General features: G+C 63.5%; 22 protein-coding genes, 1 pseudogene and 1 riboswitch. Of the genes and pseudogenes, 14 read left to right on the top strand and 9 right to left on the bottom strand.

The window, feature by feature from the left end; translation table 11 throughout:
- Nucleotides 1-54: 54 nt before the first annotated feature.
- The 8 genes and pseudogenes from ATY76_RS05915 to ATY76_RS05880 form a co-directional block, all read left to right on the top strand.
- On the top strand, nucleotides 55-1,098 hold the full coding sequence (locus ATY76_RS05915; protein WP_088673994.1) for a class I SAM-dependent methyltransferase: 1,044 nt from the start codon (nucleotides 55-57) through the stop codon (nucleotides 1,096-1,098).
- Between the two features lie 127 nt (nucleotides 1,099-1,225).
- Nucleotides 1,226-1,358, top strand: a riboswitch (TPP riboswitch).
- A gap of 92 nt (nucleotides 1,359-1,450) precedes the next feature.
- A complete protein-coding gene (thiC, locus tag ATY76_RS05910; RefSeq protein WP_088673851.1) occupies nucleotides 1,451-3,295 on the top strand; it encodes a phosphomethylpyrimidine synthase ThiC in 1,845 nt (614 codons plus the stop codon).
- Between the two features lies 1 nt (nucleotide 3,296).
- The gene (gene thiO, locus ATY76_RS05905; protein ID WP_088673850.1) at nucleotides 3,297-4,277 is read left to right on the top strand and encodes a glycine oxidase ThiO; all 981 of its coding nucleotides are present in this window, start codon (nucleotides 3,297-3,299) and stop codon (nucleotides 4,275-4,277) included.
- The gene (gene thiS / locus ATY76_RS05900; RefSeq protein ID WP_088673849.1) at nucleotides 4,268-4,465 is read left to right on the top strand and encodes a sulfur carrier protein ThiS; all 198 of its coding nucleotides are present in this window, start codon (nucleotides 4,268-4,270) and stop codon (nucleotides 4,463-4,465) included. The genes thiO and thiS overlap by 10 nt, the downstream gene beginning before the upstream one ends.
- Before the next feature lies 1 nt (nucleotide 4,466).
- Nucleotides 4,467-5,240 carry a thiazole synthase gene (locus tag ATY76_RS05895; protein ID WP_088673848.1) on the top strand — a complete coding sequence of 258 codons (774 nt, stop codon included), beginning with the start codon at nucleotides 4,467-4,469 and terminating at the stop codon, nucleotides 5,238-5,240.
- A complete protein-coding gene (locus ATY76_RS05890) occupies nucleotides 5,237-5,851 on the top strand; it encodes a thiamine phosphate synthase (protein WP_088673847.1) in 615 nt (204 codons plus the stop codon). The genes ATY76_RS05895 and ATY76_RS05890 overlap by 4 nt, the downstream gene beginning before the upstream one ends.
- Before the next feature lie 87 nt (nucleotides 5,852-5,938).
- The gene (locus ATY76_RS05885) at nucleotides 5,939-6,178 is read left to right on the top strand and encodes a type II toxin-antitoxin system ParD family antitoxin (protein WP_088673846.1); all 240 of its coding nucleotides are present in this window, start codon (nucleotides 5,939-5,941) and stop codon (nucleotides 6,176-6,178) included.
- Nucleotides 6,179-6,194: 16 nt separating this feature from the next.
- Nucleotides 6,195-6,506: pseudogene (locus ATY76_RS05880) on the top strand (type II toxin-antitoxin system RelE/ParE family toxin); the annotation flags it as partial.
- A gap of 81 nt (nucleotides 6,507-6,587) precedes the next feature.
- Here ATY76_RS05880 and lpdA read toward each other — a convergent pair.
- From lpdA to ATY76_RS05845, 7 genes are all read right to left on the bottom strand, one after another.
- Nucleotides 6,588-7,985 (bottom strand): dihydrolipoyl dehydrogenase, encoded by a 1,398-nt coding sequence (lpdA, locus tag ATY76_RS05875; protein ID WP_088673844.1) that lies wholly within the window; start codon nucleotides 7,983-7,985, stop codon nucleotides 6,588-6,590.
- A gap of 3 nt (nucleotides 7,986-7,988) precedes the next feature.
- Nucleotides 7,989-9,227 carry a dihydrolipoamide acetyltransferase family protein gene (locus ATY76_RS05870; protein ID WP_088673843.1) on the bottom strand — a complete coding sequence of 413 codons (1,239 nt, stop codon included), beginning with the start codon at nucleotides 9,225-9,227 and terminating at the stop codon, nucleotides 7,989-7,991.
- A 3-nt stretch (nucleotides 9,228-9,230) separates the two neighbouring features.
- Complete coding sequence (locus ATY76_RS05865; RefSeq protein WP_088673842.1) at nucleotides 9,231-10,244, bottom strand: alpha-ketoacid dehydrogenase subunit beta; 1,014 nt, start codon at nucleotides 10,242-10,244, stop codon at nucleotides 9,231-9,233.
- Between the two features lies 1 nt (nucleotide 10,245).
- A complete protein-coding gene (locus tag ATY76_RS05860; RefSeq protein ID WP_088673841.1) occupies nucleotides 10,246-11,478 on the bottom strand; it encodes a 3-methyl-2-oxobutanoate dehydrogenase (2-methylpropanoyl-transferring) subunit alpha in 1,233 nt (410 codons plus the stop codon).
- A 63-nt stretch (nucleotides 11,479-11,541) separates the two neighbouring features.
- On the bottom strand, nucleotides 11,542-12,669 hold the full coding sequence (locus ATY76_RS05855; RefSeq protein WP_088673840.1) for an acyl-CoA dehydrogenase family protein: 1,128 nt from the start codon (nucleotides 12,667-12,669) through the stop codon (nucleotides 11,542-11,544).
- Between the two features lie 15 nt (nucleotides 12,670-12,684).
- Nucleotides 12,685-13,872 (bottom strand): acetyl-CoA C-acyltransferase, encoded by a 1,188-nt coding sequence (locus tag ATY76_RS05850; RefSeq protein ID WP_088673839.1) that lies wholly within the window; start codon nucleotides 13,870-13,872, stop codon nucleotides 12,685-12,687.
- A 20-nt stretch (nucleotides 13,873-13,892) separates the two neighbouring features.
- On the bottom strand, nucleotides 13,893-14,660 hold the full coding sequence (locus tag ATY76_RS05845; protein WP_088673838.1) for a 3-hydroxyacyl-CoA dehydrogenase: 768 nt from the start codon (nucleotides 14,658-14,660) through the stop codon (nucleotides 13,893-13,895).
- A gap of 83 nt (nucleotides 14,661-14,743) precedes the next feature.
- Between ATY76_RS05845 and ATY76_RS05840 the strand changes: the two genes are divergently transcribed.
- From ATY76_RS05840 to ATY76_RS05815, 6 genes are all read left to right on the top strand, one after another.
- Nucleotides 14,744-15,811 carry an AraC family transcriptional regulator gene (locus ATY76_RS05840; RefSeq protein WP_088673837.1) on the top strand — a complete coding sequence of 356 codons (1,068 nt, stop codon included), beginning with the start codon at nucleotides 14,744-14,746 and terminating at the stop codon, nucleotides 15,809-15,811.
- Nucleotides 15,812-16,088: 277 nt separating this feature from the next.
- Nucleotides 16,089-17,234: an isovaleryl-CoA dehydrogenase gene (locus ATY76_RS05835; protein WP_088673836.1), complete on the top strand. Its 1,146-nt coding sequence runs from the start codon at nucleotides 16,089-16,091 to the stop codon at nucleotides 17,232-17,234.
- A complete protein-coding gene (locus ATY76_RS05830; RefSeq protein WP_088673835.1) occupies nucleotides 17,231-18,841 on the top strand; it encodes a carboxyl transferase domain-containing protein in 1,611 nt (536 codons plus the stop codon). The genes ATY76_RS05835 and ATY76_RS05830 overlap by 4 nt, the downstream gene beginning before the upstream one ends.
- Before the next feature lie 8 nt (nucleotides 18,842-18,849).
- On the top strand, nucleotides 18,850-20,715 hold the full coding sequence (locus tag ATY76_RS05825) for an acetyl/propionyl/methylcrotonyl-CoA carboxylase subunit alpha (protein WP_088673834.1): 1,866 nt from the start codon (nucleotides 18,850-18,852) through the stop codon (nucleotides 20,713-20,715).
- Entirely contained in the window at nucleotides 20,715-21,167 is a 453-nt protein-coding gene (locus ATY76_RS05820) for a MaoC family dehydratase (protein ID WP_088673833.1), read from the top strand. Before ATY76_RS05825 ends, ATY76_RS05820 begins: the two co-directional genes overlap by 1 nt.
- Nucleotides 21,164-22,000, top strand: coding sequence for a CoA ester lyase (locus ATY76_RS05815; RefSeq protein ID WP_088673832.1), 837 nt, complete (start codon nucleotides 21,164-21,166; stop codon nucleotides 21,998-22,000). Before ATY76_RS05820 ends, ATY76_RS05815 begins: the two co-directional genes overlap by 4 nt.
- Before the next feature lie 18 nt (nucleotides 22,001-22,018).
- Here the strand turns inward: ATY76_RS05815 and ATY76_RS05810 are convergent, their stop codons facing one another.
- Complete coding sequence (locus ATY76_RS05810) at nucleotides 22,019-23,467, bottom strand: efflux transporter outer membrane subunit (RefSeq protein WP_088673831.1); 1,449 nt, start codon at nucleotides 23,465-23,467, stop codon at nucleotides 22,019-22,021.
- A 103-nt stretch (nucleotides 23,468-23,570) separates the two neighbouring features.
- Nucleotides 23,571-24,860 (bottom strand): ATP-binding protein, encoded by a 1,290-nt coding sequence (locus ATY76_RS05805; RefSeq protein WP_088673830.1) that lies wholly within the window; start codon nucleotides 24,858-24,860, stop codon nucleotides 23,571-23,573.
- Nucleotide 24,861 lies beyond the last annotated feature (1 nt).

Below are 24,861 nucleotides of genomic sequence, written 5' to 3'. Positions count from 1 at the left end.
AATGGTAAGGATTTTATGCAATCTATTAAATCTCTATTTACCGACGAGGTTTCCTTGGTTCAGCCGCTTTTTTCCCTTGATGGCCAAAGCTTGATTACACCGCAGTCCGTCAGCAATACGCTTCTCTCACCTGGCAAGGATAATGAAACAGACCGCCTGCGAATTGCGGAGGCTGAGTTTGCAATCGTCATCAACATTGCCATGCAGCGATTCGCCGCGGGCAAAGGCCTGTCTGACGCAGTCAGGTGGTTGATTGGTCAGCTCCACGACATCCGGCATAAATTCGGCGCTGTTGTGTGGCAGAAGCTCATCCCGATTATTCAGGCCCATCCCTCGGCAGAGATTCTGCAGCAATGCCCGTTCACTCGTTGGTCCTTTGAAAAACCTCGCGGCTACTCCGGTGATGCCAGTCTCATAGACTTTATTTATGGGCATCCGGCGGTGACCGAAGAAGTGGCCAGATCGACCCTTCTCGGTCTGAATATCTTCGAATACACGATAAACGCTCCCGGCCCGGTAGCCGTAAGGGAGCGTCGCGAAACCCTGACCCGCTACGTCGATGAGACGGCTGCACGAATAGGTCGGGATACCGAGGTCCTCGCCATCGCCGCCGGTCACCTTCGCGAAGCGGAGGAATCAAAAGCACTTGCAGAAGGCAACCTTAAACGCTGGGTTGCTCTTGATCAGGATCCCCACAGTATCGGCTCGATCGCGAGCCAATTCCATAGAACTTCGGTCGAGCCTATCAATGGATCCGTGCGCGGCTTGCTGGCGCGAAAGCATCAGATTGGCACCTTCGATCTCATCTACGCAGCAGGATTGTACGACTACCTCACCGATAAAGTCGCAATCCGACTGACGCAGATTTGCATGGAAATGCTGAAGCCGGGCGGCGTCTTTCTATTTGCCAACTTCTCCGACGAGATGGCCGACGACGGATACATGGAATCCTACATGAACTGGGAGCTCCTCCAGCGTTCCGAGGCCGATATGTGGCGTATTGCCAATGGTAGTGCGCCGGAAAACACGGTTGATAAGACGGTCTGGTTCGGCGCCAACCGCAACATCATCTACAGCACGATAAAAAAGCTGTCGTAGGCTTCGACGGGCTGGGCGCTCACAAAACCGACGCGCCCAGCCCGGCGGCGTCGCCACTCGTGCGTGGCGATCGGGTTACTTTCAGCTCCAGGGTTGACATGAACTGGATCGAGGACGTAGCCTCCGCAGCATTCACCAGGGGGGTCCCGGCAAGGGGCTGAGATACTGCTGGACAATACGGCTTTGCCGGTTTGTGGCGCAGTGACCCGTTGAACCTGATCCAGTTCATACTGGCGTAGGGACGGTGCAAGCGCTCGAAGGCTGCGGATTCACGCGTGGAATCCATGCCGGCGTCTTTTCATCATTCCGGCTGACTGACTGGGTCTCCAACTGCACTTTGGAGCCTCAAACCATGACCATTGCCGCAAAGAACCTCACCCCAACCGTCACCACCGGCGCCCTGCCGTCATCGCGCAAGATCCACGTCGCGGGAGAGATCCATGCCGACGTTCAGGTCCCGATGCGCCAGATCAGCCTCCATCCGACCTCGGGCGAGCCGCCGGTAACCGTCTATGATTCCTCCGGTCCCTACACGATCGAAGGCGCCGATATCCGTATCGAGCAAGGTCTTGCCGCGCTGCGCCGCGACTGGGTGCTCGCCCGCGGCGACGTCGAGCCCTATGAGGGCCGCAGCATCCGTCCCGAGGATAACGGTTTTGCCAGCGGCGAGCGGCTGACGCCGGAATTTCCGGCAAAACGGCAGCCGTTGCGGGCCAAGGACGGCAAGGCGGTGACACAGCTGGCTTACGCGCGCGCCGGGATCATCACTCCGGAGATGGAATTCATCGCGATCCGCGAAAATCTCGGCCGCAAAGCCCAGGCCGGCGTGATGCTTCGCGATGGCGAGAGCTTCGGCGCCCATATTCCCGATCACGTGACGCCGGAATTCGTGCGCCAGGAAGTCGCCGCCGGCCGGGCCATTATTCCGGCCAATATCAATCATCCGGAATCGGAACCGATGATCATCGGCCGGAATTTCCTGGTGAAGATCAACGCCAATATCGGCAATTCGGCGGTGACCTCGTCAATGGCGGAGGAGGTCGAGAAGATGGTCTGGGCCGCCCGCTGGGGCGCCGACACCGTCATGGACCTTTCGACCGGCCGCAACATCCACAATATCCGTGAATGGATCATCCGCAACTCACCGCTGCCGATCGGCACCGTGCCGCTTTACCAGGCGCTGGAAAAGGTCGAAGGCATCGCCGAAAACCTCACCTGGGAGATCTATCGCGACACGCTGATCGAACAGGCCGAACAGGGCGTCGACTATTTCACCATCCATGCCGGCGTGCGGCTGCATTACATCCCGCTGACCGTCAATCGCGTCACCGGCATCGTCTCGCGCGGCGGCTCGATCATGGCCAAGTGGTGTTTGCACCATCATCGCGAAAGCTTCCTCTACGAGCATTTCGAGGAAATCTGCGACATCTGCCGCGCCTATGACGTCTCCTTCTCACTCGGCGACGGCCTGCGCCCCGGCTCGATCGCCGATGCCAACGACGCGGCGCAATTCGCCGAACTCGAAACGCTCGGCGAGCTGACGAAGATCGCCTGGGCCAGGGATTGCCAGGTCATGATCGAGGGGCCGGGCCACGTGCCGATGCACAAGATCAAGGAAAACATGGACAAGCAGCTTGCGGTCTGCGGCGAGGCCCCCTTTTATACGCTCGGCCCGCTGACGACCGACATCGCGCCGGGCTACGATCACATCACCTCAGGGATCGGCGCGGCGATGATCGGCTGGTTCGGCACGGCCATGCTCTGCTACGTCACGCCGAAGGAGCATCTCGGCCTGCCTGACCGCAACGACGTCAAAACAGGCGTCATCACCTACAAGATCGCCGCCCATGCCGCCGATCTCGCCAAGGGCCATCCCGCGGCGCGCATCCGCGACGATGCGCTGTCGCGCGCCCGTTTCGAATTCCGCTGGGAAGACCAGTTCAACCTTTCCCTCGATCCCGAAACGGCCCGCTCCTTCCACGACGAGACGCTTCCGAAGGAAGCGCACAAGGTCGCCCATTTCTGTTCGATGTGCGGCCCGAAATTCTGCTCGATGAGGATATCACACGATATAAGGTCGGAAGCGCAGAAGGAGGGTCTTGAGGCCATGGCCGCCCGCTACCGCGAAGGCGGCGACCTTTATGTTGCCGTCTCTTCGATCGAGGGGCCCTCTCCGATCGAGACCACGGGAGCCTGAGATGCACGTCCTCGTCAAAGGGGCCGGCATCTCAGGGCTCCTCGTTGCGCACGAACTGCAGGCCCGCGGCGCCGAGGTCAGCATCGTCGACCCGCATGCGAATTTCGACCGGGCCGCGTCGTGGCTCGCCGGCGGCATGCTGGCGCCGTGGTGCGAGCGTGAAAGCGCCGACGAGGCCGTGGTCCGGCTTGGGGCGCAGGCGGCCGACCGCTGGGAGGCGATCCTGCCCGGCCACGTCGTCCGCAACGGGACATTGGTGGTCGCGCCGGCGCGTGACCATGGGGAGCTGAAGCGCTTTGCCGGGCGGACGAGCAGTTACCGATGGGTGAAAGAGGAAGACATCGCCCTGCTCGAGCCGGCTCTTGCCGGCCGGTTCCGGCATGGCCTGTTTTTCCCCGAGGAAGCGCATCTCGATCCCCGGCGGGCACTCGTCGCGCTGAAAGACAAACTGTCGGCGCAGGGCGTCTTCTTCGCAGGCGGCGCTGTGGAGGACGGCGATTTCTCCGATATTGTTGACTGCACGGGTGCTGCGCGCATTGGCCAGGTTGACGACCTGCGCGGCGTGCGAGGCGAAATGCTCTATCTGCACAGCGATGAAATAGAGCTTTCACGGTCCGTCCGCCTGCTTCATCCCCGCATCCCCGTCTATGTCGTGCCCCGCGGCGGCGGCCTCTTCATGGTCGGCGCGACCATGATCGAGAGCGATTTCGGCGGGCCGATCACCGCACGCTCGCTGATGGAATTGCTGAACGCGGCTTACACGCTGCATCCAGCCTTTGCTGACGCGACCCTTGTCGAAACCGGAGCCGGCATTCGCCCGGCCTTCCCCGACAACCTCCCCCGGGTGATGCGGCAAGGCAATGCCGTCGTCGTCAACGGCCTTTATCGCCACGGTTTTCTCCTGGCGCCCACAATGGCGGCAAAAGCCGCCGATCTCGTCTTTTCCGGACGGACGAAGCAAAGGAGCTCCCAATGCGTCTGATCATCAATGGCGAACCCCAGACAATCGCCGCAAGCACGCTTTCGCAGCTGCTCACCGCACTCGACTACGAGGGAGAATGGCTGGCAACCGCGGTCAACGGCGAGCTCGTTCCTCGCGAGGACCGCGACGATCACGCTCTCAACGACAATGACCGGGTCGAGATCCTGACCCCGATGCAGGGAGGCTGACATGCTTGATCTCTACGGAAACCAGATCGGATCGCGGCTTCTTCTCGGGACCGCGCGCTACCCTTCGCCGGCGGTCCTCGCCGACGCCGTCAAGCGATCCGGAACGGACATCGTCACCGTGTCGCTGCGGCGTGAAGCTGTCGGCGGGCGCAGCGGCAACGTCTTCTTCGACATGATCCGCGCGCTCGGAGTGCGCGTGCTCCCCAATACCGCCGGCTGCCATGGCGTCTCCGAGGCGGTGCTGACGGCCAAGATGGCGCGCGATGTGTTTCAGACCAACTGGATCAAGCTGGAGGTGATCGGCAACCATGATACGCTGCAGCCTGACGTATTCGGGCTCGTCGAGGCCGCCCGGATCCTTTGCGGCGAAGGTTTCGAGGTCTTTCCCTATACGACCGACGATCTGGTGGTGGCCGAGCGCCTGCTGGAGGCGGGGTGCAGGGTACTGATGCCCTGGTGCGCACCGATCGGGACGGCGGCTGGGCCGCTCAATCTCTCCGCCCTTCGATCCATGCGGGCGCATTTTCCCGATGTGCCGCTGATCGTCGATGCGGGGATCGGGCGGCCGTCGCATGCAACGACCGTGATGGAATTGGGTTTCGACGCGGTCCTGCTCAACACCGCAGTTGCCGGCGCGGGCGATCCCGCCGCCATGGCGGAAGCCTTCGCCAAAGCGATCGATGCCGGCAGGCAGGCATTCGGCGCCGGCATGCTGGAGCCGCGCGACATGGCGGTTCCCTCGACGCCGGTGATCGGAAAGGCGGTTTTCGCATGACGCTCGATCCTTTCTATCTGATCGTCGACAGCGCCGCCTGGATCGAGAGGCTGGTACCGCTTGGCGTCAAACTCGTGCAATTGCGCGTCAAGGAACGAGCGCTGGAGGATATACGCGCGGATATCCGAGCGGCAAAAGCAGTCTGCGAGACGCATGGCTGCCAGCTGATCGTCAATGACCACTGGCGGCTTGCCATCGAGGAAGGCTGCGATTTCATCCACCTCGGCCAGGAGGATCTCGCCGCTGCCGATCTTGCCGCGATCCGCAAGGCCGGCCTGAAATTGGGACTTTCCTCCCATGACGAGGCGGAATTGGACGTCGCGCTTGCGGCCCGCCCGGACTATATCGCGCTCGGTCCGATCTATCCCACCATCCTCAAGGTCATGCCCTGGGCGCCGCAGGGCCTCGATCGACTGCGCAACTGGAAAAGCCGCATCGGCCCGCTGCCCCTCGTGGCCATTGGCGGGCTGAACGTGGAGCGCATCGCCGGTGTGTTTGAAAACGGCGCCGACAGCGCTGCCGTCGTCACCGACATCACACGCAATTCCGATCCCGAGCGGCGAACTCTGGAGTGGATTGCGACAACGCGTGTGTTCTGCGGGGAAGGCTGATGAAGAACCCGCCCCTCAAATAGCCGTCTCCGAAAATCGTGGAAGCCACACCTTGCCAAGTTTTGCCATGGTGGCTACCTTGCCGCGATGAGCACTATGAATATCTCGTTGCCCGACAGTCTGAAACACTTCGTCGATCAGCAGGTCGCCGGGCGAGGTTATGGTACGAGCAGCGAGTATGTACGTGAGCTGATTCGTCGCGATAAAGAGCGGCAGCATTTGCGCGATCTCCTGCTTGAGGGCGCGTCATCTGCGGCGACCGAGCCGGTTGATGCCAATTATTTCGACGGCTTGCGCGATCGCGCCTTGAAACAAAGCTCCAAGTGACAGCAAAGTCTGTTATCCCCGCCAATCGGCTCGCGAGGACGCTAAGAGCGCCGTGGATTACTATGCTCGCGAGGCTGGCGCTCAAGTCGCGATAGGCTTCGTTGATGCATTGCAGTCGACATTTGCTTTGCTCGCCGAGCATCCTGCATCGGGTTCCTTGCGTTATGCATATGAACTCGGCCTGCCTGATCTGCGCAGCATAAAACTAAAGGACTTTCCCTATATCGTCTTCTATCTCGAGCAAGCCGATCATGTCGACGTATGGCGTATCCTCCACGCCAAGCAGGATATTCCGGCGTGGCTGCAAGATCCCGAAACATCGAATTAGCCCCATGGTCATGTTAGGCTGAAATGTCTATGGCCGAGAGATAGTCCGGCCCACAACCATGCCAGGAGCCCGCCATCCCTTTCACATATGCAGCGCGCTCCCTAAAGCTTTCGCCGCCGCCTCCATGATCGCTTCGCTGCGGGTCGGATGTGCGTGGATGGTGCCGGCGATGTCTTCCAGACGTGCGCCCATCTCGATCGCCATGGCGAAGGCCGCCGAGAGTTCGGAGACACCCGCCCCCACTGCCTGCAGGCCGAGAACGAGATTGGTGTCGGCGCGGGCGACGACGCGCACGAAGCCCTCTTCGGACAGCATCGTCATCGCCCGTCCATTGGCGCTGAACGGAAACTGGCCGGTGCGGCTTTCATAGCCTTGCGCCGTTGCCTCCGCCGGCGAGAGCCCGGCGCTGACGATTTCGGGATCGGTGAAGCAGATGGCGGGAATGCAGCGCTTGTCCCAGGCCCGCTTCCTGCCGGCGATGATCTCCGCCACCATCTCCCCTTGCGCCATCGCCCGATGGGCCAGCATTGGCTCGCCGGTCACGTCGCCGATCGCATAGATGCCGCGCATTGAGGTGCGGCAGCGATCGTCGATCCTGAGATAAGGACCGGCACGATCGAGATCGAGCTCTTCGAGACCGGATCCCGCTGTTCGCGGGCGGCGGCCGACGGTGACAAGGATGCGGTCGGCCGGCAAGGTCTCCCGCCGGCCGTCGGAGGTTTCGATGAGCAATGCCTCGCCATTGTCGGCAAGACCCATGGCCTTCGCACCCGTCAGCACCCGGATACCGCTTTCCGTGAGCTTGCGCAGGACGGGCCGCACCAGCTCGGCGTCATAGAGCGGCAGCACCTGTTGCGTCGCCTCGACGACCGTGACTTCCGATCCCATCTTGGAGAAGGCCGTGCCGAGTTCCAGCCCGATATAACCGCCGCCGACCACCACGAGCTTCTTGGGCAGCTCCGTCAGCGACAGCGCCTCCGTCGAGGAAATGACGCGGCCGCCGAATGGCAGGCTGGCAAGCTCCACCGGATCGGAGCCGGTGGCGATGACCACGGTCTCGGCACGGATGATCTGCTGGCCGGTTTCAGTCTCCACCTCCACGGTCTTGCCGTCGCGAAAGTGGGCGCGGCCGTGGACGATCTTGACCCGCGCCTTCTGCAACAGCCCGGAGACGCCACCCGTCAGACGGCCGACAATGCCGTCCTTCCAGGCGATGGTTCTGCCAAGATCGATCGAGGCGCCTTCGACGCGAATCCCCATCGGGTTCCTGCCGGCGAGCATCTTTCGCGTCGCGTCGAATTCTTCGGCCGCATGGATCAGCGCCTTGGAAGGAATGCAGCCGACCGTCAAGCAGGTGCCGCCAGGCTTTCCGGCCTCGACGATGACGGTATCGATGCCGAGTTGTCCGGCGCGGATGGCGCAGACATAACCGCCCGGGCCGGCGCCGATGACGAGGAGCTTGCAGACAATCTCTTTCATGGATCAGCCTTCGATGAAAATGAGCGCCGGGGTTTCGAGGAGCGTACGGATGCGCTGGACGAAGGTCGCCGCATCCCAGCCGTCGATAATGCGATGATCGAAGCTGGAGGAGAGGTTCATCATCTTGCGCGGCACGAATTGCGTCCCGTCCCAGACCGGACGCGTGGCGATCTTGTTGACGCCGATGATCGCGACCTCGGGATGATTGATGACAGGCGTCGAGACGATGCCGCCGAGTGCCCCGAGCGAGCTGATGGTGATGGAGGAGCCGGAAAGCTCATCACGCGTCGCCGTGCCCGAGCGCGCCGCTTCCGCCAACCGGTTCATCTCGGCCGCGCAATCCCAGATGCCGCGCGCTTCCGCATGCCGCACGACGGGCACGGTCAGCCCCGCCGGTGTCTGCGTGGCGATGCCGATATGCACGGCACTATAACGCGTGATGATGCCGGCATCGTCGTCGAAGGTGGCGTTGACCTCCGGCTGCTCGGAAATCGCCTTGACCAGCGCCCGCATCAGGAAGGGCAGAACCGTCAGCTTCGGATGACCTTCCCTGCGGTCGCCGTTCATGGTGGCGCGCAGTTCCTCGAGCGCCGTTATATCGACTTCCTCCACATATGTGATGTGGGGAATGCGCGAGGTGGACAGCACCATCTTCTCGGCGATCCGGCGGCGCAGGCCGGTGAGCTTGATCTCTTCGGTCGCCGTCTTCCTGGCAAAGCCAGCTTTTGCCGCCGCAGGAGCCGTTCCCTGGGCGAGGAACTGCTCGACATCCTCGCGCAGGATACGCCCGGCCGGTCCGTTTCCCTGCACCTGTCGGAGATCGACGCCGCTTTCCCTGGCGAAGAGCCGCACAGAGGGAGCCGCAAGCGGCCTTTCGGCCGGAGGCGACGCGGGAGCCGGCGCAGCCGCAGCAGCCGGAGCCGGCCGTGCAGCTTCGACCTTGACCGGTTCGGCAACCGGCGCCTGCGAGATCTGCATGGGCGGAGCCTCGCCGGCATCTCCCGCCGTCTCGATCCGCACCAACGGCGCCTTGACCGCGATACGGTCTCCGATCTCGCCGGCAAGCCAGATGACGGTACCGTTGACGGGTGAGGGAATTTCCACCGTCGCCTTGTCGGTCATGACGGCGGCGATCACCATGTCCTCGCGGACCGGATCTCCTGCCTTCACGTGCCATTCCACAAGCTCGGCCTCGGCGACCCCTTCCCCGACATCGGGCATCTTGATGATGAATTCGCCCATGGCTCAGGCCTCCATGACTTCGGCAAGCGCCCGCCCGACGCGGCCTGGACCGGGGAAATAATCCCACTCCTGCGCATGCGGATAGGGCGTGTCCCAGCCGGCGACGCGCACGACAGGCGCTTCGAGTTGATAGAAGCAATGTTCCTGCACCAGCGACACGACCTCGGCGCCGAAGCCTGACGTCAGGGTCGCCTCATGCACGACGACGCAGCGTCCTGTCTTCGAAACCGATTTGACGATCGTATCGAGATCGAGCGGCAGCAGGCTTCTCAAATCGATCACCTCGGCATCGATGCCGGCATCCTCGGCCGCGGCAAGCGCCACATGCACCATGGTGCCATAGGCAACCACGGTTACCGCCGATCCCTCGCGCCGCACTTCGGCCTTGCCGATCGGGATGGTGTAATGGCCGTCGGGCACCTCCCCCAGATCATGTTTCGACCAGGGTGTGACCGGCCGCTCGTGGTGGCCGTCGAAGGGGCCGTTATAAAGCCGCTTCGGCTCCAGGAACATGACCGGGTCGGGATCCTCGATCGCTGCGATCAGCAGGCCTTTGGCGTCATAGGGATTGGAGGGAACGATCACCTTCAGCCCGCAGACATGGGTGAAGAGTGCTTCCGGGCTCTGGCTGTGCGTCTGGCCGCCGAAGATGCCGCCGCCTGTGGGCATGCGCACGACGATCGGGCAGGTGAAATCGCCGTTGGAGCGGTAGCGGATGCGCGCCGCCTCCTGCGTCAGCTGGTCATAGGCCGGGTACATATAATCGGCGAACTGGATCTCGACACAGGGCTTCAGCCCATAGGCGGCCATGCCGATCGCCGTGCCGACGATGCCGGATTCGCTGATCGGCGTGTCGAAGCAGCGCGTCCTGCCGTATTTTGCCTGCAGGCCCTGCGTCGAGCGGAAGACACCGCCGAAATAACCGACATCCTCACCGAAAACGACGACATTGTCGTCCTTCGCCATCGAGACGTCCATGGCGCTACGCACCGCCTCGATCATCGTCATCCTGGCCATCTCAGTACCCCGCCTTCTGCCGCTGTCGGCGGATATGCGCCGGCATCTCGGCATAGACGCCTTCGAAAATATCACGCACCGAAGGCTTGCCGCCGGCGTGCAGCGTGCCGTGCGCCTCCGCCTGGCGCTGCGCCTCGATCACCTCATCCGTAATTTCGGCTTCCGCCTGCACGTGCCGCTCCTCCGACCATACGCCCTTGACGATCAGATGTTTCTTCAGCCGCAGCACGGGATCGCCGAGCGGCCAGGCCTCTGATTCCGTCTTCGGGCGGTAGGCGCTCGGATCGTCGGAGGTCGAATGCGCGCCGACGCGATAGGTTACATATTCGATCAGCGTCGGGCCGAGATTGCCCCGTGCGCGCTCGGCCGCCCAGCGGGCGACGGCATGGACAGCGAGATAGTCGTTGCCGTCGACCCGCAGCGCCGGAATGCCGAAGCCGAGGCCGCGGGCGGCGAAGGTGCCCGAGCCGCCGCGGGCAATGCCCTGGAAGGTGGAGATCGCCCACTGATTGTTGACGATATTGAGGATAACAGGCGCCTTGTAAGTCGAGGCGAAGACGAGCGCCGAATGGAAATCCGATTCCGCCGTCGATCCGTCGCCGATCCAGGCGGCGGCAATGCGGCTGTCGTTCTTGATCGCCGAAGCCATCGCCCAGCCGACGGCCTGCACATATTGGGTGGCGAGATTACCCGAGATGGTGAAAAAGCCATGTTCTTTGGACGAATACATGATCGGCAATTGCCGACCGCGCAAGGGGTCGCTCTCGTTCGAGTAGATCTGGTTCATCATCTCGACCATCGGATAATCATCGGCGATCAGCAGGCCCGCCTGCCGATAGGTCGGGAAGTTCATGTCGCCCTTGTTAAGCGCCTTGCGGAAGGCGCAGCTGACGGCCTCTTCGCCGAGATGCTGCATGTAGAAGGAGGTCTTTCCTTGCCGCTGCGCCATCAGCATGCGGGCATCGAAGGCGCGCAGCTTCATCATGTTGCGAAGCCCGGTCAGCAACTCCTCGTCGGAGAGCGACCCGGCCCAAGGGCCGACCGCCTCGCCATCACGGTTCAAGACCCGGATGATCGAATAGGCGAGATCGCGTATATCCTCGGATGCGACATCGACCTCCGGCCGCGGCACGGAACCGGCCTTGGCGATCTTGACGTTGGAAAAATCGGGCTGGCCGCCCGGGCGGACGGCAGGTTCGGGGACGTGCAGGCTCAAACGAGCGGAATCCACCATGTCTTTTCTTTCCTCCCTTTGCCGGCCGTGCCTCCCTCCCCGGAAGCAGGGCCGGTATGGTTCTTATAGATTGCGGGCAATCACCATGCGCTGCACGTCGCTCGTTCCCTCATAGATCTGGCAGATGCGCACATCGCGATAGATGCGTTCGACCGGATAATCGGCCATGTAGCCGTAGCCGCCATGGATCTGGATCGCGTCGGAACAGACGCGCTCGGCCATCTCGGAGGCAAAGAGCTTCGCCATCGAGGCTTCCGACAAGCAGGGCAGTTCCGCCTCCCTCAAGGCAGCGGCATGAAAGACCAACTGGCGGGCCGCCTCGATCCGCACCGCCATGTCGGCAAGACGGAAGGCGACGGCCTGATGCTCGAAAATCGGCTTGCCGAACGCCGTGCGCTCCTTGGCATAATCGCGCGCCGCCTCGAAGGCCGCCCGCGCCATGCCGACCGCCTGCGCCGCAATGCCGATCCGTCCCCCCTCGAGATTGGCGAGCGCGATGCGGTAACCTTCGCCTTCCGCCCCGAGCCTCAGCTCTGCAGGAATGCGCATCGCGTTGAAAGCGATCTGGCAGGTATCGGTCGAATGCAGCCCAAGCTTTTCCTCGACGCGGATCACCTCGTAGCCCGGCGTCTCCGTCGGCACGATGAAGGCGGTGATGCCCTTCTTGCCAGCATCCGGGTCGGTGACGGCAAAGACGATGATGACATTGCCGTTTTTTCCCGAGGTGATGAACTGCTTGGCACCGTCGATCACATAGTGGTCGCCGTCCCGCCGCGCCCGGGTTTTCAGGTTCGAAGCGTCGGAACCGGCCTGCGGCTCGGTGAGCGCAAAACCGCCGATCCATTCGCCGTTCGCCAGTTTCGGCAGGAAGCGCTGCCGCTGTTCCTCAGTGCCGAATTTCAGGATCGGCACGCAGCCGACGGAGCTATGCACGCTCATGATCGTCGAACAGGGCCCGTCGCCGGCGGCAATCTCCTCGAGTGCCGCGGCATAGGCGACGACGCCGGTATCCGAGCCGCCATAGGCCTCCGGCACCAGCATGCCGAGCAGGCCAAGCTCGCCCATCTCCTTCAGTTCCTCGCGCGGGAAAAGATGTTCCCGGTCGCGTTTGGCCGCCCCCGGCGCCAGCCGGTCGCGAGCAAAGTCGCGGGCGAGATCGCTGATCTGCTGTTGGAGGTCGGAAAGGATCATCTGCCCGCCTCCCCGCTAATGCCGCTCGATGGCGACGGCCGTCGCCTCGCCACCGCCGATACAGAGTGCCGCCATGCCGCGTTTCAAGTCGTAACGCTCCAGCGCCGCAAGCAGCGTCACCAGAATACGGGCTCCCGACGCCCCGATCGGATGGCCGAGCGCGCAGGCGCCGCCATGGACGTTCACCTTCTCATGCGGCAGGTCTAGATCGCGCATCGCCGCCATGGCGACGACGGCGAAGGCCTCGTTGATCTCGAAGAGATCGACGTCCGAAAGCGCCAGGCCGGTTCGATCGGAGAGCTTCTGCAGGGCGCCGATCGGGGCGGTGGCGAAAAGATTGGGTGCCTGCGAATGGGTAGCGTGGCCGAGGATGGTGGCGAGCGGCGTCAGACCGCGACGCTCGGCCTGCGAGCGGCGCATCAGCACGAGGGCTGCCGCGCCGTCGGAGATCGAGCTGGAATTGGCGGCAGTCACCGTGCCGCCGTCGCGGAAGGCGGGTTTCAGCGTCGGGATCTTGTCGGGCCTGGCCTTGCCGGGCTGCTCGTCGCGGCTCGCCACTTGCTCGGCTTTGCCCGATTTCACCGTGACCGGCACGATCTCGCTTTCGAAACAGCCGTCCGCGATCGCCTTCTGCGCGCGCGTCAGAGAAGCGATGGCGTAATTATCCTGCGCTTCGCGCGTGAACTGATAGGCCTCGGCGCAATCCTCCGCGAAGCTGCCCATCAAGCGCCCCTTGTCATAAGCATCCTCCAGCCCGTCGAGGAACATGTGATCCACGACCCGCCCATGGCCGAGCCTGTAACCGGCACGGGCTCTCTCAAGGAGATAGGGCGCGTTGGTCATGCTTTCCATGCCGCCTGCGACTGCCACCGAGGCGCTGCCGGCGGCAATCAGGTCATGGGCCATCATGATCGCCTTCATGCCAGAGCCGCACATCTTGTTGACGGTACTGGCGCCAGTCGCAAAGGGCAGGCCGGCATGGATGGCCGCCTGCCGTGCCGGCGCCTGCCCCTGCCCCGCGGGCAGCACGCAGCCAAAGACGACTTCCTCGATCGCCTCGGGCTCTACGCGGCTGCGCTCAAGTGCTGCGCGGATCGCCGCGGCTCCAAGCTCGGGGGCTGCCGTATCCTTCAGCTCTCCCTGAAAGCTGCCGATCGGCGTGCGCCCCGCACCGGTGATGACGATGGGGTCCTGCAATGCCATCTTTCCTCCTCGGGCAACGCTCACCGCGCGCCCATCCGCAATGCACCGTCGAGGCGGATGACCTCGCCGTTCAGCATGTTGTTTTCAAAGATATGGCGCACCAGCCCGGCAAATTCCGCCGGCCGGCCGAGCCGCGGCGGAAAGGGCACGCTCTTGCCCAGCGCTTCCTGCACTTCCGCCGGCATACCAGCCATCATCGGCGTCTCGAAAATACCAGGCGCGATGGACACGACGCGGATGCCATGCCGGGCAAGCTCGCGGGCAACTGGCAGGGTCATCGCCGCCACCCCGCCCTTGGAGGCGGCATAGGCCGCCTGGCCGATTTGCCCGTCGAAGGCGGCGACCGAGGCCGTATTGACGATGACGCCGCGTTCGCCTTCCGCATCCGGCTCCGCATTCTGGATGGCTGCGGCAGCAAGCCGGATCATGTTGAATGTGCCGATTAGATTGATGCCGATGGTGCGGGTAAAACTCACCAGCCGGTGCGGCCCGTCGCGGCCGATCACCTTCTCGGCCGGCGCGACGCCGGCGCAATTGATCAGCCCGCGCAGGCCGCCGAAGGCCTTGACCGCAGCGGCAACCACCGCCGCCCCTTCCTCGCCATCGCTCACATCGGCCTTGATGAAGCGCGCGTCGCTGCCAAGTTGCCGGGCGATTTCTTCGCCCGCTTCGGTATTGAGATCGGCGATCGTTACACGCCCGCCGGCCTCGACGAGCATGCGCGCCACTGCGGCGCCGAGCCCGGAGCCGCCGCCGGTCACGATAAAACTTGCTCCCGGGATCAACATGGATCTCTTCTCCTCGCCGCCGGCCCGTCTCCTCCAGATCATGCCGGCAGGCGGGATTCTATTCGCTCCTCCTATTGCAAGCGATGACGAAATTGCTCCATTATTTCGGCCAGTTTTGCCATAGCGGAGGTATAATGGTCGAAATCGAGCGACGCATGATCGCGCCCGGCTTCGTCGAGGAAGCGCTCGACAGCCTGCGGCGGCTCGGCAAACCGACAGCGCCGATCCTTGCGCAAGTCGGCATGCCGTCTCTCGTCGAACATCCGGTTTCGGCGGAGACCTACGGCGCGCTGTGGCTCGCAATCGCTGCAGAACTCGACGATGAATTCTTCGGCATGGGCGCACGGCCGATGCGCAGCGGCAGCTTCACGCTGCTTAGCCATTGCGTGCTGCACGCGCCGACGCTCGGTCACGCACTGCGCCGGGCGCTGCGCTTCCTCGATGTCGTGCTCGACGATCCCCGGGGGCAGCTCGTCATCCGCGATGGTCTCGCCGAGGTCGAGCTCAGGGATGCCGGCGGACCGCGTTCGGCCTTCGCCTACCGCACCTATTGGATCATTCTGCACGGCATCATCTGCTGGTTGGTCGGCCGGCGCATTCCGATCCGCCTCGTCGATTTCCGCTGCGCCGAACCCAAACAAGGGGCCGACTACCGGCTGTTTTTCGGTGCGCCGGTGCGTTTCTCACAACCGATCAGCCGTCTCGGCTTCGACAGCGCCATGCTCGACCTGCCGATCTCCCGCAGCGAGCAGGCGCTGAAACAATTCCTGCGCGGCGCCCCTGCTAATATTCTGGTGCGCTACCGTTACGATGCCGGCATCGCCGCGGCCGTCCGCCGCCGCTTGAGCCAAGCCACGCCCGCTACCTGGCGAAGCTTTACCGAACTCGCCGCCGATATGCGCATGCCGCCCTCGACGCTGCGCCACCGCCTGCACGCCGAAGGACAAAGCTACGCCGCCATCAAGGACGACATCCGCCGGGATCTCGCCGTCGAACTGCTGCTGAATACCTCGAAAACGATCGGCGAGATCGCCGTACAGCTCGGCTATTCCGAACCCAGCGCCTTCTTCCGGGCCTTCCGGAAATGGACGGGCAAGAGCCCAGAGGCTTTCCGGCGGGATGGTTCGGGAGAGCGGGAACGCGAGCGGTAAGGGAAAGACCCGCGTTGTTCCACACGCTCCCTCATGCCTGTGCTTGTCACAGGCATCCAGCGCGTCCAAGTCCTTGGGCGCAAGAGACTACCTTGAGCAAATGAGTCATTCACCGCGCAGACGCGCGGTGGCTGGATGCCTGTGACAAGCACAGGCATGAGGGTGGAGAGAGAGGCGCCTGCCATAGTGCCCTCCATAAGCACCAGCAAATACCATTCACCCACAGCACTTTGAACCTGCCGCAACCCGCGCTACATATTTCAGCGGGAGGAGTGCCATGTTTGATTTTTCGCTCGGCGACACCGCGGACGCGATCCGCGAAACGACGGCGCGGTTTGCCGCCGATCATATTGCTCCGCTGGCGGCGGAGATCGACGAAAGCAACACGTTTCCACGCCAGCTCTGGCCCCGGATGGGCGCGCTCGGCCTGCATGGCATCACCGTCGAGGAAGAATTCGGCGGCGCCGGTCTCGGTTACCTTGAGCATGTCGTTGCTATGGAGGAGGTCTCGCGTGCCTCGGCCTCGGTGGGCTTAAGCTACGGCGCCCATTCCAATCTCTGCGTCAACCAGATCCGCCGCTGGGCCTCGCCGGAGCAGAAGCACCGCTATCTGCCGAAACTGATCTCCGGCGAGCATGTCGGTTCACTTGCCATGTCCGAAGCCGGAGCCGGTTCCGATGTCGTCTCAATGCGTCTGCGGGCCGAGAAAAAGGGCGAACGCTACATCTTGAACGGCACCAAATTCTGGATCACCAATGCGCCGCATGCCGATGTGCTTGTCGTCTACGCCAAGACCGACCCGGCGGCCGGGCCGAAGGGCATTTCCGCCTTTATCATTGAAAAGGGCCTGCCCGGCTTCAGCGTGTCGAACAAGCTCTCCAAGCTCGGCATGCGCGGCAGCGACACGGCCGAGCTGGTATTCCAGGATTGCGAGGTGTCGGCCGAGGCGCTGATGGGCCGGGAGGGAGAGGGCGTGAAGATCCTGATGTCAGGCCTCGACTATGAGCGCGCCGTGCTCGCCGCCGGCCCGCTCGGGATCATGCAGGCCTGCCTGGATGTCGTGCTGCCCTATGTGCGTGACCGAAAACAATTCGGCAAAGCGATCGGCGATTTCCAGCTGATGCAGGGCAAGATCGCTGACATGTATGTCGCGCTGAATTCGGCGCGTGCCTATGTCTATTCCGTCGCCCGCGCCTGCGACGCCGGCCGCGCCACCCGCACGGACGCGGCCGCCGCGATCCTCTTTGCCAGCGAGAATGCCGTGAAGGTGTCGCTGGAGGCGATCCAGGCGCTCGGCGGCGCCGGCTACACCAAGGAGTGGCCGGTCGAGCGCTTCCTGCGCGACGCCAAGCTCTACGATATCGGCGCCGGCACCAACGAGATCCGCCGCTATCTGATCGGGCGGGAGCTCATCGCATCATGACGGTGATTTCGACTGCGATCGATCGCGACGGCGAAAGCTTCAAAGCCAATGCCATCAAGAATAGAGCCCTGATCGAAGAGCTCCACGCCCGTTCTGCGAAGGCGCGTGAGGGCGGATCGCAATCGGCACGCGAGCGCCACACAAGCAAGGGCAAACTCTTGCCGCGCGACCGCATCCAGCTGCTCATCGATGCCGGGAGCCCCTTCCTGGAGATCGGCACGCTGGCGGCCAACGGCATGTATGGCGACGAGGCGCCGGGTGCCGGCATCATCGCCGGCATCGGCCGCGTTTGCGGCCGCGAGGTGATGATCGTCGCCAATGACGCGACGGTGAAGGGCGGCGCCTATTTCCCGATGACGGTGAAGAAGCATCTGCGGGCGCAGGAGATCGCGCTGCAGAACCAGCTGCCCTGTCTCTATCTGGTCGACAGCGGCGGCGCCAATCTTCCGCATCAGGCCGAGGTCTTTCCCGACCGCGACCATTTCGGCGCGATCTTCTACAACCAGGCGCAGATGTCGGCCGAAGGCATTCCGCAGATAGCCTGCGTCATGGGAAGCTGCACGGCCGGCGGCGCCTATGTTCCCGCCATGTCCGACGAAACGGTGATCGTTCGCAATCAGGGCACGATCTTCCTCGCCGGCCCGCCGCTGGTCAAAGCGGCGACCGGCGAAATCATCTCGGCCGAAGAGCTGGGCGGCGCCGAAACCCATGGCCGCCGCTCCGGTGTGGTCGATCATGTCGCGGAAAATGACGAACATGCGCTGCTTCTGGTGCGCGATATCGTCGCCAGCCTCAACAGCGTCAAATCGGTCGATATCGACATTCAGCTTCCGCGTCCGCCGAAGCTCGACGTCGAGGACCTTAACGGCATCATACCCGATGACGTGCGTTCGCCCTATGACGTGCGCGAGGTGATCGGCCGGATCGTCGACGGCTCGGAACTGCATGAGTTCAAGCCGCTCTACGGCACCACGCTCGTTTGCGGCTTCGCCCGCATCTGGGGCATGCCCGTCGCCGTCATCGCCAACAACGGCGTGCTCTTTTCCGAAAGCGCACTGAAGGGCGCGCATTTCATCGAGCTCGCCTGCCAGCGCCGCGTACCGCTGCTCTTCCTGCAAAACATCTCCGGCTTCATGGTCGGCGGCCGCTATGAGGCCGGCGGCATCGCCAAGGATGGGGCAAAGCTGGTGACGGCGGTCGCGACCGCCACCGTGCCGAAAGTCACCGTCATCATCGGCGGCAGTTTCGGCGCCGGCAATTATGGCATGTGCGGCCGCGCCTATCGCCCACGCTTCCTCTTCACCTGGCCGAACAGCCGCATCAGCGTCATGGGCGGCGAACAGGCGGCCTCGGTGCTCGCCACCATCCGCCGCGACGCGATGGAAGCGCGCGGTGAGGATTGGCCGGCCGCCGAGGAAGAGGCCTTCAAGGCGCCGATCCGCGCCGGCTACGAGGCCGAGGGCAATCCCTATTATGCGACCGCCCGCCTCTGGGACGACGGCATCATCGACCCGCGCCAGACGCGCGATGTGCTGGGCCTTGCCTTTTCCGCCTGCCTGAATGCGCCGATCCCGAAAGGGCCGCGCTTCGGCCTGTTCAGGATGTGAGGCGCGGCATGATGGAAAGTCTTCTCATCGCCAACCGGGGCGAGATCGCCCGCCGCATCATCCGCACGGCAAAGACGCTCGACATTCGCACGATCGCCGTCTATTCCGAGGCCGATGCCGGCCTGCCCTTCGTGAAGGAAGCGGACGAGGCAATCGCCATCGGCCCGCCACCGGCCCGCGAAAGCTACCTCTCTGAGGCACGCATCCTGGAGGCCGCCCGAAAAACCGGCGCTGCCGCGATCCATCCTGGTTACGGGTTCCTGTCGGAAAATGCCGAATTTGCCGAAGCGGTTGAGAAAGCCGGCATCGTCTGGGTCGGTGCGCCCCCGGCCGCCATCCGCGCCATGGGGCTCAAGGACGCCGCGAAACAATTGATGCAGGCGGCGGGCGTGCCCGTCACCCCCGGTTATCTCGGCCCCGACCAGAGCGAAGCAAGGCTTGCAGCCGAAGCCGATGCCATCGGTTATCCCGTGCTCATCAAGGCGGTTGCCGGCGGCGGCGGCAAGGGCATGCGCCGTGTCGACCGCGCGCAGGATTTCGCCGCGCTTCTCGCCTCCTGCCGCCGCGAGGCGGCCGCCGCCTTTGGCGACGACCGCGTTCTGATCGAGCGCTATATCGCCAATCCGCGCCATATCGAGGTGCAGGTCTTCGCCGATCAGCTCGGCAATTGCGTTCATCTCTTCGAGCGCGATTGTTCGCTGCAGCGCCGGCATCAGAAGGTCATTGAGGAGGCCCCTGCTCCCGGCCTCGATGCCGCCACGCGGACAGCGATCTGCGATGCGGCGGTCAAGGCCGCAAGAGCGGTGAATTATGTCGGCGCCGGCACCATCGAATTTATCGCCGACGCCTCCTCCGGCCTGCATCCCGACCGCATCTGGTTCATGGAAATGAACACGCGGCTGCAGGTGGAACATCCCGTCACAGAGGCCATAACAGGCGAGGATCTGGTGCTCTGGCAGTTGACGGTCGCCAGCGGCGGACCGTTGCCGAAAAGCCAGGACGAAATCGCAATCAGCGGCTGGGCCTTCGAAGCCCGCCTCTACGCCGAAAATCCCGCCGCCGACTATTTGCCTTCGACCGGCCGGCTCGACCATCTCAAACTCCCGACGACGGTCCGCGTCGACAGCGGCGTCGTCGAGGGCGATGAGATCACCGCCTTTTACGATCCGATGATTGCCAAGATCATCGCGCATGGGCCGAACCGCGAGGCCGCCCTTTCGAAGCTCGCCGTCGCCTGTGCCGGCATCGAGGTCTGGCCGGTCAGATCCAATGCCGGTCTCCTCGCCCGCATCGCCAATGATCCGGATTTTCGCGCCGCGCGGATCGATACCGGCTTCCTCGACCGCCACGGCGAAAACCTGGCGGCGAGCGACCCGGATGAAACTGTCGTCGACAGGGCAGCCACGGCACTTTCGAAAGGCATGGATGGCGATCCCTGGTCCGCGCTTCCCGGCTTCCGCATCGCTGCGACGAGCGACAGCCGCGTGCGCGTGCGCATCGACGGTCACCTCCATTGGGGGCGTGCGCGCCGGGACCTCGAAGCCAATACCGTCGAGATCGACGAAACGATAGTGCTCTTCGATGCCGGCAATGCCTGGTCGATCGGCTTGCCCCATGCGGGCGAGGTCGAGGCGTCTCACGGCGTGGGCGACGGCGCGATCCTTTCACCCATGCCGGGCCTCGTCATTTCGGTGGATATCGCCGAAGGCGATCCGGTCGCCAAGGGGGACCGTCTGCTGACGGTCGAAGCCATGAAGATGGAACATACGCTGCGGGCGCCCTTCGACGGCATCGTCGGCAAACTGCAGGTTTCCCCCGGCGCCAGGGTCTCGGAAAACCAGCTGGTCGTCACCGTCATGAAGGGAGAGGAGTGATGGCCGGCCGCTATTTCGACGAGTGGACGGTCGGCGACCGCATCGCCCACGATATCCGCCGCACGGTCACTGAGACCGACAACCTGCTCTTTACGACGCTCTCCCACAATCCACAGCCGCTGCATCTCGATGCCGAATATGCGGCCGGCACCGAATTCGGCCGGATCGTCGTCAACGGCACCTTCACCTTCGCGCTGACCGTCGGCCTTTCGGTCGGCGACACCACGCTCGGCACGCTCGTCGCCAATCTCGGTTATGACAAGGTGACAATGCCGAAACCGGTCTTCATCGGCGATACGCTGAGGGTGGAAACCCAAGTGACGGAGCTGCGCCGCTCGAATTCCCGCCCCGATGCCGGCATCGTCACCTTCAGGCACATCACCCTGAACCAGCGCGACGACATCGTCTGCCAGTGCCTGCGCACGGCGATGCTGAAGGTAAAACCGTCATGAGGCTGCGCTCGCTGCTCTTCGTGCCCGGCGACCGGCCGGAGCGTTTCGAAAAAGCCCTCGCCTCGGGCGCCGATGCCGTCATTCTCGATCTGGAAGATTCGGTTGCGCCGGCCAACAAGCCAAAGGCCCGCGACAGCGTGCACACCTTCGTGCAGCGCCATGCCGGCGAGACCAAGCTCCTCATCCGCATCAATCCCCTCACTTCGCCGGAATTCGAAGGCGACATCGCCGCCCTGAGCAGTCTTCAGCCTTTCGCGCTGATGCTACCGAAGGCCGAGGGCGCCGCTTCGGTGCGCAAGCTTGCAAGCTCGCTCGCGACGGCTCTTCCCATCCTGCCGATCGCGACCGAAACGCCATCGGCGATCTTCGAGATCGGCAGCTACCGCGAAGTCGCAGACAGGCTCTGCGGCCTGACCTGGGGCGCCGAGGATCTGCCGGCCGCGATCGGGGCTACAACCGCGCGCAGGACGGACGGCCGCTATACGCCGCCTTACGAGCTTGCCCGCTCGCTCACGCTCTTCGGAGCCCATGCCGCAGCCGTTCCTGCGATCGATACCATTTATCCCGATTTTCGCGATCTCAATGGTCTGAGGGCCTATGTCGGCCGCGCCCGGCGCGACGGCTTCTCCGGCATGATGGCCATCCATCCAAGCCAGATCGAAACGATCAACCACGCCTTCACGCCGGATTTATCCGAGATCGCCTGGGCGGAAAAGGTCGTCGCCGCCTTTGCCGCTAGGCCCGACGCCGGTGTTATCCAGCTTGACGGGCGCATGCTTGACCTGCCGCACCTCAAGCTCGCGCTCCGCCTTCTGGAGAGTGCTGGGCAATAGGCAAAACCCTCCGGCCAATCAGCCCGACTTTGCCGTTGGCTTGGAGGCACGCTCCGGCTCGAGGTAGCCGGCGCCGATCGCGACATAAAGGTCCACATAGTCCTTGGCGACCTGCTGCACGGTGGCGGCAAGACTCGCCTGAGCATCGGAGACCGAACGCTGGGCGTCCAGGACATCGAGCAGCGACGAGGCGCCATCCTTGTAGCTTACGGTCGAAAGTGCGAGCGATTCCTGCGCCGTCTGCACCTGCCTGCGCACCGGCTCCAGCGTCTGCGTGTCGCGGCGGACTGCCGTCAGCGCGTTTTCGACCTCTTCAACGCCGTTCAGCACCGCCGCTTTCCAGGCAAGATACTGGGTCTTCGCATCAGATTTTTCGATATCGACATTCGCCCGCAACGTGCCGCCATCGAAGATCGGCAGGCTAAGGGATGGGCCGAAGGACCAGCTGGTCAGACTTCCGCCGCTGGCGCCTGACGATTTGACCCAGCTCGGCGAAATCGAGCCGGAAAGCGAGATCGACGGATAGAACTGGGCTTCGGCTGCGCCAATATCGGCGACGGCGGCCGCCAGCTCACGTTCGGCCTTGCGGATATCGGGACGGTTGCGGATGAGATCGGCCGGAATGCCCGCGTGAAGATCGCCGCGGAATACCGGTTGGCCCGCACTCTTCTGCAGCTCACCCATCAGCGCGGACGCCGGCATCCCGATGAGCGTGGCGATATGATGGGCCGATTCCGTGAAGCTCTTTTCGAGGCCGGGAATGTCGGACTTCGTCGACTGCACCAGGCCTTCGGCCTGCACGACGTCGAGGCGGGAGGCCGCCCCGGCTTTCAGCTGCAGCTGCGTCAGTTCGTAGGTCTGCTGGCGGGATTTCAAACTCGCCTGCGACAGCGCGATGCGCTCCTGATAGTAGCGGGCGTCGATATAGCTCTCGACGAGATCTTTCAGAAAGGTGAGCTTGGCATTGTCGGCCGTCGCATAGGCGGCCCCGAGCGAGGCGATTGCGCTTTCCCTGGAGCGGCGATACTGGCCGAAAAAGTCGAGCAGCCAGGACAGGCTGGCCTCGCCGCCTGATGTATTGGTGGTGCCGACGCTCGTGCGCAGCCGGCCCTTCTCGCCGGACAACGTATGCGACGCGCCGACGGTCAGGCTGGGCAGGCCGCCGGCGCCGGCGACGGTGACGTTGGCGAAAGCCGAGTTGATGCTTTCAAGCGCCTGCAGCACATCGAGGTTCTCACGGAGGCCATGGGCCACCAGGCCGTTTAGCTGCTTGTCACGATAGGCCGTCCACCATTCAGCGGTCACGACATCGCCATTGCTCTTGCTGCCGCCCTCCTCGAATTTGGCGGGCAGCGGCATTTGCGGGGGAACGTGATCCGGGCCGCTGACGCAGCCTGCCAACAGAATTGTCAGGAGCGATGCGGCGTAACGGAGGGGTGATAATCTTGTGCGAAGCGACGTACTCACGGGCGAGCCTTCTGAACCGGGATCGTGGGTTCAGGCTTAGCGACGTCAGCGTTAATGGCGGTTAAGAAACTGTAAAGTTAGGTAAAACCCGCCTTCATCGAGATCAGCTTTGATCGCCGCCCGTCCCATAGGGCGTCGGCCTTCTCGGAAGTTCCAGTGTAATGGCCAGGCCGCCGGCTTCCGGCAGCGACGCGTGCACGCGCCCGCCGTGGCGCTCGATCGCCTGCCGGGTAATGGCGAGGCCCAGGCCGTATCCGCCTCTCGGCACGGCATCCTTCCCCCGGGAAAACGGCTGGAAGATCCGTTCGAGTTCGTCGCGCCCAACACCCGGTCCCCGATCGGCGACGCGGATCGTCAGGCAGTCGGCCGCCGCCTCGCAGGATACCGATATGTGTGAATGCTCCGCCGTATGTTTGACGGCGTTGCGGACGACGTTTTCGAGCGCCCTGTAGATCAGTTCGCCTTCCACCTCGGCGCGGAAGATGCCGTCGACGCTCGTCGTGATCGAGACCTCCCGCGCCTGGGCTTCGAACGCCGCATCGCCGAGGATTTCGTTGAGGAATTCGATGACGTCAAGGGTCTGCGTCTTTAGCGGCAGGCTGGATCCCGCCGTCAGCCTGGCAAGTGTCAAGACCTCGCCTACCAGCGTATCGAGCCGTTCGACCTCACGGTCCATACGATCCAGCATGGCGCCGAGTTTGGCCGGGCTTTGCCTGAGGACGCCGACGGCTGCCTGCAGGCGGGACAAAGGCGAGCGCAGCTCATGGGAGACGTCATGGAACAGCCTCTGCTGCGCATCCTGAAGCTCCTGAAGCCGGGCTGCGCTCGCATCGAAATCGTAGGCAAGTGCGGTGACTTCATCCTTTCGCCCGGCCATCTTGTCGCCAATGCGAAAGTCGAAACGGCCATGGGCGAGCGCGCTCAAGCCGTCGCGCAGATGCACGACAGGACGAATGAGGTATCGCGCTAGCGCGCCGGCCGCAATCGTGCTGGCGACCAGGATGGTGAGCCACGGTAGGAATGGGCCAAGGCTGTCGAAGGTGGAACCGGCCGGAGCCGACACGGAAAGCCGATAGCAGCTCCCATCCTTCAGCACGGATCGGGTGGTGACCGTGTTCTTCTCGGCGCAGACATCGGTCTCATCAGGCTTCGACAGCATCAGGCCAAGCGGTTGCGTCTTTTCGCTTGTGCTCACGAAGCGCAGAGCGGCGGCTTCGCCGTCCTTAACCAGAATATTTGCAGTCAGGTTCAACACGAGCGTCCGCCGCTCATGCTCTAGCTCGCTTGCAAAGGGAACCGCCTGGAGGAGTTTGACGATAAGGATAATGACAGCAAGGCTTGCCGCCAGAGTCAGCCAGATGATCCTGAAGAACTTCCAGAAAAGCCGGGGCATG

Origin of the sequence: Rhizobium sp. R339, from assembly GCF_002211395.1 — a bacterium.
Lineage (GTDB): Bacteria > Pseudomonadota > Alphaproteobacteria > Rhizobiales > Rhizobiaceae > Rhizobium.
This window is presented reverse-complemented; position numbering and strand designations above follow the sequence as displayed.